Source organism: Bacillus sp. BD59S (genome assembly GCF_007363175.1).
In the GTDB taxonomy this organism is placed as follows: domain Bacteria; phylum Bacillota; class Bacilli; order Bacillales; family Bacillaceae_G; genus Bacillus_A; species Bacillus_A pacificus.
Genome location: NZ_CP034686.1, coordinates 4,965,896 through 4,983,392, shown reverse-complemented (window position 1 = coordinate 4,983,392; position 17,497 = coordinate 4,965,896). Strand labels below are relative to the sequence as shown.

Annotated in this window: 10 protein-coding genes and 1 pseudogene; 8 read left to right on the top strand and 3 right to left on the bottom strand. The window is 35.5% G+C overall.

What is annotated here, in order from left to right; all coding sequences use genetic code 11:
• The first annotated feature begins 1,677 nt into the window (after positions 1-1,677).
• Together EKQ63_RS28290 and EKQ63_RS30070 are read left to right on the top strand one after the other, a co-directional pair.
• A complete protein-coding gene (locus EKQ63_RS28290) occupies positions 1,678-5,529 on the top strand; it encodes a Cna B-type domain-containing protein (protein WP_223290775.1) in 3,852 nt (1,283 codons plus the stop codon).
• 119 nt (positions 5,530-5,648) lie between these two features.
• Positions 5,649-8,849: a Cna B-type domain-containing protein gene (locus tag EKQ63_RS30070; protein ID WP_190240638.1), complete on the top strand. Its 3,201-nt coding sequence runs from the start codon at positions 5,649-5,651 to the stop codon at positions 8,847-8,849.
• Positions 8,850-9,496: 647 nt separating this feature from the next.
• Here EKQ63_RS30070 and EKQ63_RS28270 read toward each other — a convergent pair.
• On the bottom strand, positions 9,497-10,894 hold the full coding sequence (locus tag EKQ63_RS28270) for a M28 family metallopeptidase (protein ID WP_087955186.1): 1,398 nt from the start codon (positions 10,892-10,894) through the stop codon (positions 9,497-9,499).
• A 437-nt stretch (positions 10,895-11,331) separates the two neighbouring features.
• The gene (gene map / locus EKQ63_RS28265; protein ID WP_002081265.1) at positions 11,332-12,126 is read right to left on the bottom strand and encodes a type I methionyl aminopeptidase; all 795 of its coding nucleotides are present in this window, start codon (positions 12,124-12,126) and stop codon (positions 11,332-11,334) included.
• 157 nt (positions 12,127-12,283) lie between these two features.
• On the opposite strand from map, the gene EKQ63_RS28260 reads away from it, so the two are divergent.
• Genes EKQ63_RS28260 through EKQ63_RS28245 form a run of 4 tightly spaced genes read left to right on the top strand, consistent with a single transcriptional unit; the run spans position 12,284 to position 15,647 of the window.
• The gene (locus EKQ63_RS28260) at positions 12,284-13,186 is read left to right on the top strand and encodes an ABC transporter ATP-binding protein (protein WP_087955185.1); all 903 of its coding nucleotides are present in this window, start codon (positions 12,284-12,286) and stop codon (positions 13,184-13,186) included.
• Positions 13,183-13,917, top strand: a complete 735-nt coding sequence (locus EKQ63_RS28255; RefSeq protein ID WP_001202426.1) for an ABC transporter permease — start codon at positions 13,183-13,185, stop codon at positions 13,915-13,917. Before EKQ63_RS28260 ends, EKQ63_RS28255 begins: the two co-directional genes overlap by 4 nt.
• Positions 13,918-15,048: a sensor histidine kinase gene (locus tag EKQ63_RS28250; protein WP_048552867.1), complete on the top strand. Its 1,131-nt coding sequence runs from the start codon at positions 13,918-13,920 to the stop codon at positions 15,046-15,048.
• Positions 15,045-15,647: a response regulator transcription factor gene (locus EKQ63_RS28245; RefSeq protein ID WP_000619255.1), complete on the top strand. Its 603-nt coding sequence runs from the start codon at positions 15,045-15,047 to the stop codon at positions 15,645-15,647. The genes EKQ63_RS28250 and EKQ63_RS28245 overlap by 4 nt, the downstream gene beginning before the upstream one ends.
• A 31-nt stretch (positions 15,648-15,678) precedes the next feature.
• On the opposite strand, the pseudogene EKQ63_RS30410 reads toward EKQ63_RS28245, so the two are convergent.
• Positions 15,679-16,225: pseudogene (locus EKQ63_RS30410) on the bottom strand (M4 family peptidase); the annotation flags it as partial.
• A gap of 168 nt (positions 16,226-16,393) precedes the next feature.
• Here EKQ63_RS30410 and plcR point away from each other — a divergent pair.
• Together plcR and papR are read left to right on the top strand one after the other, a co-directional pair.
• Positions 16,394-17,251, top strand: a complete 858-nt coding sequence (gene plcR, locus EKQ63_RS28230; protein ID WP_048552869.1) for a transcriptional regulator PlcR — start codon at positions 16,394-16,396, stop codon at positions 17,249-17,251.
• An 88-nt stretch (positions 17,252-17,339) separates the two neighbouring features.
• Positions 17,340-17,486: a quorum-sensing peptide PapR gene (papR, locus tag EKQ63_RS28225; protein WP_000734741.1), complete on the top strand. Its 147-nt coding sequence runs from the start codon at positions 17,340-17,342 to the stop codon at positions 17,484-17,486.
• Positions 17,487-17,497: the final 11 nt, after the last annotated feature.

Here is a 17,497-nt window from a genome sequence, read left to right as displayed (position 1 = left end):
TTTTGGACTGACAAAATAAGATGGATAAAGACTTTATTATATGTTTTTTTATTTTAATTAATTTATATTGAGAAATAGAAAAGTGCAACCTGAATTATTTGCATATTTTTAATGAGGATATAGATGTTATTACTTTTAAAAGAAAGGTGGTTTTTTCTGAAAAACATAAATATATAATGTTTTGTAAATTAAGGAGAATTCTATGAGGGTGGTCAATCTTAGCCAGAATATGATATGTAAAATAGGATGATTGGTTAACCTAAAGATACCTTATAATAATGAAGTAAAAATGGGGAACAACAATTAACTATTGATTTTTGGTAACAATTCTAGAATAATAGACTATGGAAAAAATTTGTTGTTTTTTGGGGGAATTACGAAAAAAGGCATGTCTGTATTATTTATTGATGAAATGCTAATAGGGAATGTTGTAATTGCTTTAAGTCATGTTATTACAATCAAGGTAAGTGTACTTAAATGTATAATCTACCTAACAACTGAGTAGGTAATCCTCAAAACTTCGTATTTAAAGAGTTAGGGATTTGGTGCTAATCAACTTGGTTTTTTAGATTCAATAAAAATAATGAGGAGATATACACCTCTTATTTTTGATTTAACATCACTTATATATATAATAATACATAAATGTATATAAGTATATATAAATATTTTATTATTCGTAAAGAAATTAAAAATTCTTAGCGTATAGATAATATATAGGTTTATTTTAATTTTTTGACATAGATCTAGAATCAGATCTATCAGGAGAAACCCTTTTTCTCGACACCCATTTATATACTCCAAAAATGAAAAGACTGATTCCCGTATTTCTGCAAAATTCACATGAAATCAGTTGAAAATCACAATCGTTTTTATTTACCCCCAAACTTGTTCCACTTTATTCAGATTTGGAGAATATTTCTTTTATCTTCATAGACAAACAATACTTCGTCCGTAATATTTTAATCATATAGCGCTGATGTTAAGATATTTTTTGCATCAATTTATTTCGGTATTTAACTAGGTATTAAATGTTTTAATACATGGACATTATCAGCTGTACTTATGATGACAGAAAGCTTATCTTCTAATGATATCCTGTAAAATATGAGTTTTTAACTCGTTCCATATTTATAAGCTTTTTTGCTGGTATGCTGAATGCGACTATAATCCGTACTTATCGTTCTTTTTTCAGAACGATAAGTATGGAAGTTGATAGAATGCATATTTGCTGTGAAGTAGTTAGTCTATATTTGCCCGCACTAAAATCTTTTACACATAGAATAAGCATTTTATAATTCCTAAGGCACAAAAAGAAGAATGGTTGTCATGAGTTTCGTCTGGAATGCGTTTTAAATCATTTTTTTCTAATTTTAAATGTATTCCAGTATCTGTCGTCTATATGTATTTATTATTTAAACTTCTTTATTAAGGTTTATCTATGTTTCTATTAAAAAATATAGGTTAAAAGTACATAATTGTAGGCGTGTTGAAAATGTTAGATACACTTATAAAAAATCAAGTTTCAAGTTGTTAAGTAGTAGTGAAGGAGGAAGAGAGATCATAATAGCTATTAAAAATACGTAGGTGAGATAGTTGGATAATAGAATTTTTGACATAACATGTTTGTACCAGAAACTATTTATATTTTAAATTATGGGGAGGCTAACATAGAGTATGTATTTGAAGAGAATTACTTCAATTTTTTCGATTATAATGATTTTCATGTTTACTATAGGCCAGAGTCTTTTACCTATCGTAGCAAATGCACAAGAATTAAACACAGCAGGAATTGTGGATAGTTTTAAGATTGATAAAACAGATCTTTATGTCGGACAACGGACTAAAGTAACTGTAAACTTTAGTGAAAAAGATGGCCTTAAGCTGAAGTCTGGAGACACACTGACATTAACACTACCTCCAGAATTAAAAGGATTAAATACAGAGTTTTTATTAGATGATTATGGTACTTGTAAAGTCACTGCAGGTACTGTGGTATGTACATTTAATGATAAAGTGAGTACACATCAAAATATTAAAGGGTATTTAAACTTTTTTATAGAAGCTGCTAATGTAGGAACGGATGAAAAGAAAGAGATTGAAACCAATTTTGGTACAAATGTAGATAAGCAATCTGTAACAATTACCGGCCCAAGCAGTGGAGGGGGTACAGATCCTGGAAAGCCACCATTTTTTTATAAAACTGGTGATATGAACTCAGGTAAGAGCGATGAAGTACGTTGGTTCTTGAATATAAACTTGGCTAAAGAAGAGTTAAGTCGTGATATTGTTGTGACTGATAATTTACAGGAAGGTCAAACACTTAATAAGGATAGTTTCTATATAATTGTAGATGATCATATAGGTCGTCGATCTTTAACGCTACAAGAGCTTGAAAAGCAAGGTTACGGGACGATTACCTTTACTGGAGACAAATTATTTAAAGTTGTGCTTAATAAGGATAAAGCGCGTCTTGCCTCCTTTTCAATTGGTTATACATCTACTATAACGGAAGCCGGGAAGAAGCAAGATTTCTTTAAGAATGATTATACGATTGATTACCAAGTTTTAAACGGAGAACCGGTTACTGAATCGGGTACTCATCCAGTCGAAAATATGACAGCTGGGGGTGGTGCTGAAGGTAACGTGACTCCAAGAGGAACACTAAAAATTGTGAAGCATATTGAAGGGGATGAAGAAAAAGTAATCCCAAATGTTTCGTTTAAGTTATATAAAGAGCCTAATGAACAAGTTGGAGATATATATACAACAGATGAAAAAGGGATAATTGAAATCCCTAATTTACAACCAGGTAAATATTATGTGAAAGAAGTTTCGGCTCCAGACTATATTGATTTCGATCCTCAAGCAAAAGTGAACTTTGAAGTTAAATCAGATGCTGTAAATGGAGTTAAGTTGCTAATTCCGAATAAAGTGAAAACGACATCTATTGCAGGGACGAAGACGTGGAAAGACGATAACGAGAAAGATCGTCCAAGCTCGATTAAAGTAGACCTACTACAAAATGGGAAAGTGTTAGACACGAAAGAAGTAACAGCGGCAGATGGTTGGAAATACAAATTTGACAACCTAACAGTCTATGATGCAAATGGAGTAGCGTACAAGTATGAAGTAAAAGAAAAACCGATAGATGGATACACAACAGAAGTAAATGGTTATGACATTACAAATACAAAAGTGGTACAAACAACAAAAGTAGAAGGAACGAAAACATGGAAGGACGGAAATGCGGAAGGTCGTCCAACGATGATTAAAGTAGACTTACTAAAAAACGGTAAAGTGATTGCGACGCAAGAAGTAAGCGAAGCAACAGGCTGGAAATATGAATTTAAAGATTTGGCAATAAACGATGCAGACGGAAAAGCATATAAGTATGAAGTGAAAGAACAAGCAGTAGACGGATACGAATCCAAAGTAAATGGTTATGACATCACGAATACAAAAGTAGGCAAGACATCAGTTGCAGGAACGAAGACATGGAAAGGTGGCACAGAGGAAGAGCATAAAGCCATCAAAGTGGACTTACTACAAAACGGTACAGTGATTGCGACACAAGAAGTAAGCAAAGAAACAGGTTGGAAGTATGAATTTAAAGATTTAGTAGCGTTCGATGAAAATGGAAAAGCATACAAGTATGAAGTGAAAGAACAACAGGTAGATGGATACGAATCCAAAGTAAATGGTTATGACATCACGAATACAAAGGTAGGCAAGACATCAGTTGCAGGGACGAAGACGTGGAATGATAACAATGCGTCAGATCGTCCGAAAACTATCAAAGTAGATTTAGTACAAAAAGATAACTCACAAGCACAAAAAGAAACAGTGATTGCGACGCAAGAAGTAAGTGAAGCAACGGGCTGGAAGTATGAGTTTAAAGATTTAGCAGCGTATGATGCAGAAGGAAAGGCATACAAGTATGAAGTGAAAGAGCAAACAGTACCAGGATATGAATCCAAAGTAAACGGTTATGACATCACGAATACAAAAGTAGGCGAAACAAAAGTAGAAGGAACGAAAACATGGAAAGACGATAATGCGAAAGATCGTCCGGAAATGATCAAAGTAGACCTTTTACAAAACGGTAAAGTAGTAGATACAAAAGAAGTAACAGCAGAAACAAACTGGAAGTATACGTTTGAAAAACTCCAAGCATACGATGCAAACGGAGTAGCATACAAGTATGAAGTGAAAGAACAGCCAGTAGCTGGATATGAATCCAAAGTAAGTGGTACTGACATCACAAATACAAAAGTAGGCAAAACAAAAGTAGAAGGAACGAAGACATGGAAAGACGGAAATGCAAAAGACCGTCCGACAATGATCAAAGTAGACTTACTACAAAACGGGAACGTGATTCAAACACACGACGTACTCGCAGTAATGGGTTGGAAATATATATTCGCAGATCTAGAAGCATATGATGCGGAAGGAAAGGCTTACGAGTATGAAGTGAAAGAACAGCCAGTAGCTGGATATGAATCCAAAGTAAGTGGTACTGACATCACAAATACAAAAGTAGGTCAAACAAAAGTAGAAGGAACGAAGATATGGAAAGACGATAACGCAACAGATCGTCCGGAAATGATTAAAGTAGACCTTTTACAAAATGGTACAGTAATTGCGACGCAAGAAGTAAGCAAAGCAACAGGTTGGAAATATGAATTCAAAGATTTAGCAGCGTATGATGCAAACGGAGTAGCATACAAGTATGAAGTGAAAGAACAACAGGTAGACGGATACAAATCCGAAGTAAAAGGTTATGACATCACGAATACAAAAGTAGGCGAAACAAAAGTAGAAGGAATGAAAACATGGAAAGACGATAACGCGAAAGATCGTCCGGAAATGATCAAAGTAGATCTTTTACAAAATGGTAAAGTAGTAGATACAAAAGAAGTAACAGCGGCAACAAACTGGAGGTACACGTTTGAAAAACTCCAAGCATACGATGCAAACGGAGTAGTATACAAGTATGAAGTGAAAGAACAAGCAATACCAGGATATGAATCCAAAGTAAATGGTACTGACATCACGAATACAAAAGTTGGCAAAACAAAAGTAGAAGGAACGAAAACATGGAAAGACGATAACGCGAAAGATCGTCCGGAAATGATCAAAGTGGACCTTTTACAAAATGGTACAGTGATTGCGACGCAAGAAGTAAGCAAAGCAACAGGCTGGAAATACGAATTCAAAGATTTAGCAGCGTATGATGCAGAAGGAAAGGCATACAAGTATGAAGTGAAAGAGCAAACAGTACCAGGATATGAATCCAAAGTAAACGGTACTGACATCACAAATACAAAAGTAGGCGAAACAAAAGTAGAAGGAACGAAGACATGGAAAGACGGAAATGCAAAAGACCGTCCGACAATGATCAAAGTAGACTTACTACAAAACGGTAAAGTAGTAGATACAAAAGAAGTAACAGCAGAAACAAACTGGAAGTATACGTTTGAAAAGCTACAAGCATACGATGAAAATGGAGTAGCGTACAAGTATTAGACTTACTACAAAACGGTAAAGTAGTAGATACAAAAGAAGTAACAGCAGAAACAAACTGGAAGTATACGTTTGAAAAGCTACAAGCATACGATGAAAATGGAGTAGCGTACAAGTATGAAGTGAAAGAACAGCCAGTAGCAGGATATAAATCTGAGGTAAAAGGTTATGACATTACGAATACAAAAGTAGCGGAATTGACAGTAGAAGGAACAAAAACGTGGAACGATAACAACGCAACAGATCGTCCAAGCTCGATCAAAGTAGACTTACTACAAAACGGTAAAGTAGTAGATACAAAAGAAGTAACAGCAGAAACAAACTGGAAGTATACGTTTGAAAAGCTACAAGCATACGATGAAAATGGAGTAGCGTACAAGTATGAAGTGAAGGAACAACCAGTAGCGGGATACCAATCTGACGTACACGGTTATGACATCACAAATACAAAAGTAGGCGAAACGAAAGTAGAAGGAACAAAAACGTGGAACGATAATAACGCAACAGATCGTCCAAGCTCGATTAAAGTAGACCTACTACAAAACGGTAAAGTAGTAGATACAAAAGAAGTAACAGTAGAAACAAACTGGAAGTACACGTTTGAAAAACTTCAAGCATACGATGCAAACGGAGTAGCATATAAGTATGAAGTGAAAGAACAAGCAGTACCAGGATATGAATCCAAAGTAAATGGTACTGACATCACGAATACAAAAGTAGGCGAAACGAAAGTAGAAGGAACAAAAACGTGGAACGATAACAATACAACAGATCGTCCAAGCACAATCAAAGTAGATTTACTACAAAATGGTAAAGTAGTAGATACAAAAGAAGTAACAGCGGCGACAAACTGGAAGTACACGTTCGAAAAACTCCAAGCATACGATGCAAACGGAGTAGCATACAAGTATGAAGTGAAGGAACAGCCAGTACCAGGATATGAATCCAAAGTAAATGGTACTGACATCACGAATACAAAAGTTGGCAAAACAAAAGTAGAAGGAACGAAAACATGGAAAGACGATAACGCGAAAGATCGTCCGGAAATGATCAAAGTAGACCTTTTACAAAATGGTACAGTGATTGCGACGCAAGAAGTAAGCAAAGCAACAGGCTGGAAATACGAATTCAAAGATTTAGCAGCGTATGATGCAGAAGGAAAGGCATACAAGTATGAAGTGAAAGAGCAAACAGTACCAGGATATGAATCCAAAGTAAGTGGTACTGACATCACAAATACAAAAGTAGGCGAAACAAAAGTAGAAGGAACAAAAACGTGGAACGATAATAACGCAACAGATCGTCCAAGCACAATCAAAGTAGACTTACTACAAAACGGTAAAGTAGTAGATACAAAAGAAGTAACAGTAGAAACAAACTGGAAGTATACGTTTGAAAAATTACAAGCATACGATGCAGAAGGAAAGGCATACAAGTATGAAGTGAAAGAACAAGCAGTTGAAGGATATAAATCCAAATTAAACGGTTATGACATCACAAATACAAAAGTAGGCGAAACGAAAGTAGAAGGAACAAAGACATGGAACGATAACAACGCAACAGATCGTCCAAGCTCGATTAAAGTAGACTTACTACAAAACGGTAAAGTAATTGACACGAAAGAAGTAAGTAAAGCAACAAATTGGAAGTACACGTTTGAAAAACTCCAAGCTTACGATACAAACGGAGTAGCGTACAAGTATGAAGTGAAGGAACAACCAATAGCTGGATATAAATCCGAAGTAAAAGGTACTGATATTGCAAATACAAAAGTAGGCGAAACGAAAGTAGAAGGAACAAAAACGTGGAACGATAACAACGCAACAGATCGTCCAAGCTCGATTAAAGTAGACTTACTACAAAACGGTAAAGTAGTAGATACAAAAGAAGTAACAGCAGAAACAAACTGGAAGTATACGTTTGAAAAACTCCAAGCATACGATGAAAATGGAGTAGCGTACAAGTATGAAGTGAAAGAACAAGCAGTACCAGGATATGAATCAAAAGTAAGTGGTTATGACATTACAAATACAAAAGTAGGCGAAACAAAAGTAGAAGGAACGAAGACATGGAAAGACGATAACGCAACAGATCGTCCAAGCACAATCAAAGTAGACTTACTACAAAACGGTAAAGTAGTAGATACAAAAGAAGTAACAGCAGAAACAAACTGGAAGTATACGTTTGAAAAACTCCAAGCATACGATGCAAACGGAGCAGCGTACAAGTATGAAGTGAAAGAACAAGCAGTAGCCGGATATGAATCAAAAGTAAGTGGCACTGACATCACAAATACAAAAGTGGGCAAAACAAAAGTAGAAGGAACGAAGACGTGGAACGACGGAAATGCAACAGACCGTCCGACAATGATCAAAGTAGACTTACTACAAAACGGGAACGTGATTCAAACACAAGACGTACTAGCAGTAATGGGTTGGAAATATATATTCGCAGATTTAGAAGCATATGATGCGGAAGGTAAGGCTTACGAGTATACAGTAAAAGAACAGCCAGTAGCCGGATATGAATCAAAAGTAAGTGGCACTGACATCACGAATACGAAAGTAGGCAAAACAAAAGTAGAAGGAACGAAGACATGGAAAGACGATAACGCAACAGATCGTCCGGAAATGATCAAAGTAGACCTACTACAAAATGGTACAGTGATTGCGACGCAAGAAGTAAGCAAAGCAACAGGTTGGAAATATGAATTCAAAGATTTAGCAGCATACGATGCAAATGGAGTAGCGTACAAGTATGAAGTGAAAGAACAGCCAGTAGCCGGATATGAATCAAAAGTAAGTGGCACTGACATCACAAATACAAAAGTAGGCGAAACGAAAGTAGAAGGAACAAAAACTTGGAGCGATAACAATGCAACAGATCGTCCAAGTTCGATTAAAGTAGACCTTTTACAAAATGGTAAAGTAGTAGATACAAAAGAAGTAACAGCAGAAACAAACTGGAAATATACGTTTGAAAAGCTACAAGCATACGATGCAAACGGAGTAGCGTACAAGTATGAAGTGAAAGAACAACCAGTAGCTGGATATAAATCTGAAGTAAAAGGTTATGACATCACAAATACAAAAATCAAGGACAAACCAAATGTAAATCCAAAAGATCCAAGCACAGATCCGAAAAATCCAAACACAAATACAGGCAGCAATAGCGATTCAAAAGTTCCATCTACTACAGAAAATGATAAGCCAACATTACTTCCTAACACAGGAGGAACATCAGCAGGAATGAGTTCAATTCTTGGAGGTATGGTATTGTTCCTTTTAGGTGGAATCCTATTCGCTCGTCAGCGAATTAAATAATAAAAAAGCCTTAGATTATTAATTACACTGTAATCTGAGTAGCTGACAAATTAAAAAATTACTATTGATATTACGCCCTTTAGGTAAGTATTCAAAAACACTTCACAATAAGGTGAAGGGAAGAATGCAGCCTGAAGGGTTTTTTTATAGAAAAAAGGGAACAATTTCAAGGTGGACTCAATCAGTGGCTCTAAAACGATAACAAAATCGTTTTTAAGAAGCCCATTATCATTGTTCCATAAGCTTAGAGTGTGGTATCTCATGTAATTTAAGGTCAATGCTATGTTTCATTAAGTTTTGGATGAATGCATAGCCATTTTTATAGCTAATTTAGAAATAGCATTTTGTAAAGCTTTGTTCTTGAGTAGCTGATGTAACGTTTATTTTAGGAATGAAGGTATTAGTTTCTGAAGTTCAAGTTAACACAACTGCAAGAGCACCTTTTTACAATCGAAAAATCTTCTCATTAGATGTAATCAATAGTATTTTAAATTTTTTATTCTACATAATGCTATGTAATTTGTATACTTTATTTATATATTACGATTTTAATTATACACCATAATACCATGTAATAAATATGCTTTTATGCATATTTATTTTTTCTTAATAAACAGCCACCGATTAATCGGTGGCTTGAAATAGTATTAAGCGGCTTTCTCTCCTGTTTTTACAGTGGAATGAAGGCTATTATAGACGCCTGTACCAATAACCTCTAATGCCATTTTCATACGTTCAGGTGAAATATTCTCAAATACGTTATCTTGAGGTGTGTGATATACCTTTTCGATATGATAGATTAATGGATTCCAACTATCGACACCCATCCAAATAAATAGAGCCGCAGGAATCCCAACTTCAGCAAACGGTACGTGATCACTAGAGCCAAATTTCCCTTGCAGTACGAGGTCATTATTTAATTGTTTGCCTGCTTGTAAGGCTGCGTCTGTTACAAGGTTTGGAGAACCGTTAGGCGTCATAGCATATAAATTTTTTGCTTTATCGTAATTTGTAGCAACCATGTCTGCGTTAAAGACACCTAAAATTCGGTCACGCTCTTTTTGGGATAGACTATTAACATAATAATCAGAGCCAAGTAAGCCAGTTTCCTCAGAACCAAAAGCAATAAAACGAATTTCTTTATCAGTTTCTACATTTTGAAAAGTACGAGCTAATTCTAATACTAATCCTGTACCAGAAGCGTTGTCGTTTGCTCCAGGTGCTCCAACGACACTATCGTAGTGTGAACTTACAACGACAGCTTTTTCATTACCTGTACTATTTTTTGGTTTCTTTTTAGCGATGACGTTTAATGATGTTAAATTAGATTCATGTCTCGCTTTGAGGGAAAGGATTGTTGTCCCTTTTTTAGCGATTTCTTCTTTAAATGCATTTCCTTGTGCATAAGCAAGACCAAAGACAGGGACAGATTGCTTTTTCGTTAGGCGAGGGTTGAAAGTTTGTCCATAGTTTCCACGACCACCAATTAAGCTATATAAAAGAACACCTTTTGCTCCTTTGCTAACAGCATTTTCAACTTGTTTATTATAGTCCGCTACTGTTGTTCCTCTTTCGAATAGGACAATTTTTCCGTTTACTTCATTTGGAATATCCTCTAATTTTGTCCCACCTTGAACAAAGATAAGAGGGGCTGTAACAGCCTCTGTAGAAATTAGTGCGTTAGGGGCAGCACCAGCTTGCCAATTACGCTTTGTGGATAATGGTGATTCAATAAATCCGACGTATTGATCCGGCACTTGGAATGGTTGATATTCTACTTCATAGCCCATTGATTTAAGCTTCATACCAACGTAGCGAGATGCCCATTCCTCAGATTTTGTTCCACCGGGGCGAGGACCAATTGTTTCGGATAAGAAACGGATGTGTTCGATAGCGCGGCTTGCATCAACTTGTTTTGTGATAGGTGAAGTCTGTGTGATTTCTGACGTGGAATCAGCTTTGACTTGTCCAATCGGAGCTAAGCTAACAGCGAGTGATACAGCAAGCAAAGAGCTTACTATTTTTTGTTTCAAAGATTTTTTCATTTTTTTCCTCTCCTATTCTTCTATTCTCTCTGACTGACAAAAGAAGACGGATAATGACTTCATTTTACCTTTACCTTTATTTATTTTCAATATTCTGACATTGAGAAATAAAAAAACGCTATATGCACATTTGCATATTTTTGACGGAGATATGTATGCTATCATTTTAAACGAAGGTTCGCTTTCTGTTTGGAAAGCTCCTACATTGCATGAATCTAGTGTACCCAAACTTTAGATTATGTAGGGAAAAGAATCCCATAGGGTTTCTTTTCTCATGTTTGAATCATGTGATGATAAATATGTTTCCGCATTTCATACTTATTATCAGTGATATATGTAAGGCATCCATATGAAAATACGAGGCTGTTCAAAGGTTTTCCGTACTTTTGGACAGCCTCACCCCGTTAAAAGGACGATACTTTATGTATCGTCCTTTTTTATACTTCTGTTAAAATAATCGGTTCGCCGCGTGTTACGACAACTGTATGTTCGCATTGTGCAACAAGGCTTTTATCAGGTGTAACGAAAGTCCAACCATCATCGCCACGTTCGATAATATGATCAGCTTTCATAGAAATGAATGGCTCTACAGCGATAACAAGACCGTCTTTTAGAAGCGCATTATCCATTGGGTCAAAATAGCTTAAAATGTGGTTTGGTGCTTCATGTAAGCTAAGACCAATACCGTGACCAGTTAAGTTTTGAATAACATTGTATCCATTTTTATGTGCAAAGTTTGAAACGGCACGACCAATTTGGTTTTGTTTTGAACCAGCTTTCACCTTTTTCATTGCTGCCCAAAAGGCATCAACAGCTGCTTGGCAAAGCTTTTCTTTTGCTTCATCTTCTCCAAGTACAAATGAAATACCTGTATCTGCATAATAACCATCAAGTGCTGCAGATACGTCGACATTTACAAGGTCGCCTTCTTTTAATACACGATCACCTGGAATACCGTGAGCAACTTCTTCGTTTACACTGATGCAAGTTACGCCAGGGAAATCATATTCTTTTTCAGGTGCAGAAATAGCACCATGCTCATCTAATACTTTTTTACCGATCAAATCAAGCTCTTTCGTTGTCATACCTGGCTTCGCTTCTTTTTTCATTTCTTCACGTGCAAGCGCAACGATGCGGCCGATTTTTCGTAAGCCTTCTAAATCTTGTTCATTACGAATAATCATGAAAACCACTGTCCTTCCTCGAATATATATCTTACCCGATTGTATCATGTTTATTTTCATCCTGCTACTTGCTTGCAGTATGCGTATTGATTCCTCTCATAAAGAATACATGACAATTGTCATATCGATGTCATGACGCATCATACTGTTTCCTAAGTTTTCCAAGTAATACAATGTAAATATAAGAAACAGCGGGGGTGGAGAGATGGAAAAGATTATTGAAGTAAATAGTGTTTCTAAAACATTTAAATATAAAAAAGCAGTAAATAACGTTTCATTTCATGTGAATAAAGGAGAAATCGTAGCACTGCTTGGGCCGAATGGTGCAGGGAAAACGACGACGATGTCGATGATGCTTGGATTAAAGGATCCGACGGAAGGAACGGTTTCTACATTTGGAAAGAGTCCAAAGCATAGAGATGTTCGTAATAGAATCGGCGCGATGCTACAAGAAGTAAGTGTCATTGATAGCATTACAGTGGAAGAGGCAATTGAGTTATTCCGCAGCTATTATACGAATCCGATAGCGAAAGAAACGTTGCTACAGTTATCGAATTTAAAATCAGAGAGAAAGCAAAGATGCGAGAAATTATCAGGTGGTCAAAAGAGAAGGTTAAATTTTGCACTCGCACTTGCAGGAAATCCAGATTTGTTATTTTTAGATGAGCCGACAGTCGGAATGGACATTACGTCTCGAAGAACGTTTTGGGAAACGATTCGAAAGTTAGCAAGTGAAGGGAAAACGATTATTTTAACGACGCATTATTTAGAAGAAGCAGATGTATTAGCAAATCGTATTTTATTATTTGCGAATGGAAAGATTATCGCAGACGGTACGCCAGATGAGATGAAAGCGACGATTTCCCGAAAAACAATTACATTTTATTCGAAGGAAAGTATTCCTGCAAAATTACTAAAAGAATTACCAAATGTAACAGAAGTACAATCAAAAGAAGGACACTTCACTTTAGCAACAGAAGATACAGATGCAACGTTAAGAGCAATTTATGAAAAGAACTTACCTGTAACAGATGTTTCTGTTGAACGTGGAAGCCTTGATGAAGCATTTGAACAGTTTATCACAAATCAGGAGGGGGAAATCGCATGAGAGCTTTATGGATGCAATGCAAAATAGAAATTTTACGTACGTTTCGTAATAAATTGTTTATCTTTTTCTCATTATTAATGCCAGTTATGTTCTATTACATTTTCACAAATGTGGTTCAAGTGCCACAAAACGGAGATGCGTGGAAAGCACATTATTTAATCTCAATGGCAACGTTCAGTATTGTAGGGACAGCACTTTTTAGTTTTGGTGTGAGAATTTCTCAAGAAAAAGGGCAGGGTTGGACACATCTTTTAAAAATTACACCACTTCCAGAGGGAGCATATATAACAGCTAAAATCATCGCTCAAACTGTAGTGAATGCTTTTTCAATCTTAGTTATCTTTATCGCAGGAATATTAATTAATCATGTTGAGTTAACAGTAGGGCAATGGATTGGAGCTGGGTTATGGTTGTTGTTAGGTGTGACACCATTTTTAGCGTTAGGGACAGTAATAGGTTCTATTAAGAAGGCGGATGCTGCTGCGGGCTTAGCGAATATTTTAAATATGTGTTTAGCAATTCTTGGTGGTCTATGGATGCCGATCGAAGTATTTCCGAAAATATTAAGATCTATTAGTGAATGGACACCAACATATCATTTTGGAAGCGGTGCATGGGATATTGTAGCTGGAAAATCAATTGGTTGGGAAAACATCGCGGTATTAGGAGGCTATTTCCTTATATTTGTTGTAGTATCAATATATATAAGAAAAAGACAGGAAGCGGTATAAATGATAGAGAAGAAGAGGATTGAGATTTTTCCGAAACATATGGGATTCTTTCCGTATATGTTTCTTGTGTATTTATTATTTCCAATTTACCATTTAGCGCAAGTGTCAGGATGGAAGCTTGTGCTAGGGAGCGGTATGTTGATACTTTTTATTATCACATACCGTCAACTTTATTTTGTTCAGAAGACGTTTGTTTTGTGGGCATGTATACAGATGGTGCTCATCTATTTATTTGCTTTATTTTATAATCCCTTCATGATATTCTTTGGCTTTTTCACGGCAAGTGCGATGGGATTTGCACCAAGTAAGAAAGTATTTCGGATATTACTATGTTTGTTAGTTGTAATGCTTGGAGCATTTGTATTTGTAAATATGAATCAACTAACACCGACAAGTTTAGTAAATATCGTTCCGATGTTTATTTTAATGCTTCTTACACCATTTGGTATGCGCAATTTTAATCAGAAAAAGATGTTAAGAAATCAATTAAACGAAGCGAACGAGCAAATTAAGGACTTAGTAAAACGTGAAGAGAGGCAGCGTATTGCAAGGGATCTTCATGATACGTTAGGGCATACGCTATCTCTTATTACGTTGAAAAGTCAGCTTGTTGAAAAGCTAATCGTCAAAAATCCAGAGCGCGCAAGTGCGGAAGCGAAGGAGATTACACAAACATCTCGAACTGCTTTAAAACAGCTAAGGGAATTAATTTCTGATATGCGCATGATTACGGTAGAAGAAGAGCTTGAGCAAATAAAAGCGATCTTACAAGCTGCTAATGTTGAATTAGAGATCAAACAAGAAACGAGTGCAAGTTCACTATCACCCATTGAACAAAATATTTTAGGAATGTGTTTACGTGAAGCTGTTACGAATGTTGTAAAGCATAGTAAGGCAACGCGGTGCATAGTTTCTGTACTAGAATCACAAGGTGAATTGATTTTGACAGTAGAAGATAACGGAATCGGTTTAGCGGATCAAAATCACGATGGGAATGGTATTCGTGGTATGAAGGAGCGAATCGCTCTTATTGATGGATTTGTTGAACTGGGTACGATTAATCCAGGAACACTATTAACAGTAAAAGTTCCAGTTGTTATTAGAACAGGAAAAGATGAGGTGAAGGCATGATTCGAATTATTATTGCAGAAGATCAGCGAATGCTTCGTGGTGCGTTAGGAGCCCTACTTGATCTAGAAGATGATATTGAAGTAATTGGGCAAGCAGCGAACGGAGAAGAGGCGCTGAAACTAATCGAATCGTTAAAACCTGATGTAAGCATTATGGATATTGAAATGCCAATTCAAAGCGGATTAGATGTTGCAGAAACGTTGAAGAAAGAAAAATCGGCATGTAAAGTAATGATTTTAACAACATTTGCGCGCCCTGGATATTTTGAACGAGCAATGAAAGCTGGTGTGCACGGATATTTATTAAAAGATAGCCCAAGCGAGGATTTAGCTGCATCGATTCGCAACGTAATGAAAGGTAAACGAGAGATCTCTCAAGATTTAATGTTCGGTTTATGGCAGGAGCAAAATCCGTTATCAGATCGTGAAAAAGAAGTATTGCTACTTGCGAAAGAAGGAAAGACAGCAAATGAAATTGCAAAGACACTTTATCTTTCACCTGGTACAGTACGTAATTATATTTCTGAAGTATTAACGAAGCTTGATGCGAAAAATAGAATTGAGGCAATTACAATTGCGGAAGAAAAGGGATGGATATGAAAAGAAGTTTACCTATGAATGGTAAACTTCTTTTTTTCTTGTACACAACAGTTTCATTAGAGAATTCCGTCTCGGTTGAATGGCTTGGAAGTTGAAGTGTAGTACGTAATGAAGATTTTACTTCATTTTTCGACAAAAAATTTGTTATAGTTAGATTAAGTTGTTGGTCTAAATTTTGGACCACTTTGCCACTAATAGTTGTAATTACTCCATTTTTATCTACTTTTACAATGAAATCTTGACTATATATTTTATAGTTTTTGTAAGTTTGTGCAAGGCGAACTTCGCTTTGATTTTCTTTTGTATCTTTATTGGTAGGTTGGGAATCTACATGCATTTCAGCTGTCACTCACTCTTGTTGAGCTTTAGCCTCGTTTATCTCACCTTTTAACTACTTTTTCGTTATATTTTTTCATATTATTTTGAGGTTGTGTTAATTTTTAAATTGTTAAACTAGGCTGAGCAATGTCGATTTTTACTTTATTTTTGTCTAATTCTTGGGTGTGAATGGCTTCTGCTAATAAAGGATAAAGAAGAGCGAATGTAACGAAAGCATAGGTAAGTTTTCTATAATTTATCTATAAAACTCCGAATCTATTACTATAAGTGAGATGAATTGTATGGAAAATTTGCCGAATCTTATATATATTATGCATTATTTCATATCAAAAATTGTCGAATTCACATTATTGTAGTGGTATGACAACTTAACAAATTAGATTGTTCTAATGGGATGGTGAGTAAGTATGCACGCAGAAAAATTAGGAAGTGAAATTAAGAAAATTAGGGTAATGAGGGGATTAACACAAAAACAGTTATCGGAGAACATATGTCATCAATCGGAAGTGAGCCGAATTGAATCAGGTGCAGTGTACCCAAGTATGGATATATTGCAAGGTATCGCAGCGAAATTACAAGTTCCCATTATTCACTTTTATGAGGTACTTGTTTATTCTGATATTGAAAGAAAAAAGCAGTTTAAAGATCAAGTCATTACGCTATGTAAGCAAAAAAAATATAAAGAGATTTATAATAGAGTATGGAATGAGCTGAAAAAGGAAGAATATCATCCCGAATTCCAGCAGTTTCTTCAATGGCAATATCATGTAGCAGCTTACATATTGAAGAAGATTGATTACGAATATTGTATTTTAGAATTGAAAAAATTGTTAAACCAACAATTAGCTGGAATAGATGTATACCAAAACCTCTATATAGAAAATGCAATCGCAAATATTTATGCTGAAAATGGCTATTTTAAGAAGAGTATTGAGTTATTTGAAGGTATATTGAAACAATTAGAGTCATTGCATGATAATGAAGAATTCGACGTGAAGGTAAGATATAATCATGCAAAAGCATTATACTTAGATAATCAATATGAACAAGCCTTATATCAAGTGAATAAGGCGATTGAAATATCTTGCCGAATTAATAGTATGGCATTAATTGGGCAGCTGTACTATCAAAGAGGTGAATGTCTAGAAAAGTTGGAGTATGATGAGGCAGAGATTGAAGATACATATAAGAAAGCAAGTTTCTTTTTTGATATATTAGAAATGCATGCATATAAAGAGGCAATCGTAAATAAAATCAATCAATGAATAACCCTAAAAAATGGATATGCATAATTGCATACGGCATGGATAAATTTTCATGATATATTAAAAGAAAAAATGTGGGTGATGGAATATGAAAAAATTACTTATTGGTAGTTTATTAACGTTAGCAATGGCATGGGGTATTTCATTAACAGATACAGCTTTAGAGAAAAGCCAAGTAATTTCTCATAATGATCAAGAGGTACAATTAGCTTCGGACCTACCTTTTGAATATTAAAAAAAGCAACC

Bases quoted from the DNA above. Each gene is read 5' to 3' on its own strand.
- EKQ63_RS28290 (WP_223290775.1), top strand. From the start codon at position 1,678: ATGTATTTGAAGAGAATTACTTCAATTTTTTCGATTATAATGATTTTC.
- EKQ63_RS28270 (WP_087955186.1), bottom strand. From the start codon at position 10,894: ATGAAAAAATCTTTGAAACAAAAAATAGTAAGCTCTTTGCTTGCTGTA.
- map (WP_002081265.1), bottom strand. From the start codon at position 12,126: ATGATACAATCGGGTAAGATATATATTCGAGGAAGGACAGTGGTTTTC.
- EKQ63_RS28260 (WP_087955185.1), top strand. From the start codon at position 12,284: ATGGAAAAGATTATTGAAGTAAATAGTGTTTCTAAAACATTTAAATAT.
- EKQ63_RS28255 (WP_001202426.1), top strand. From the start codon at position 13,183: ATGAGAGCTTTATGGATGCAATGCAAAATAGAAATTTTACGTACGTTT.
- EKQ63_RS28250 (WP_048552867.1), top strand. From the start codon at position 13,918: ATGATAGAGAAGAAGAGGATTGAGATTTTTCCGAAACATATGGGATTC.
- EKQ63_RS28245 (WP_000619255.1), top strand. From the start codon at position 15,045: ATGATTCGAATTATTATTGCAGAAGATCAGCGAATGCTTCGTGGTGCG.
- plcR (WP_048552869.1), top strand. From the start codon at position 16,394: ATGCACGCAGAAAAATTAGGAAGTGAAATTAAGAAAATTAGGGTAATG.
- papR (WP_000734741.1), top strand. From the start codon at position 17,340: ATGAAAAAATTACTTATTGGTAGTTTATTAACGTTAGCAATGGCATGG.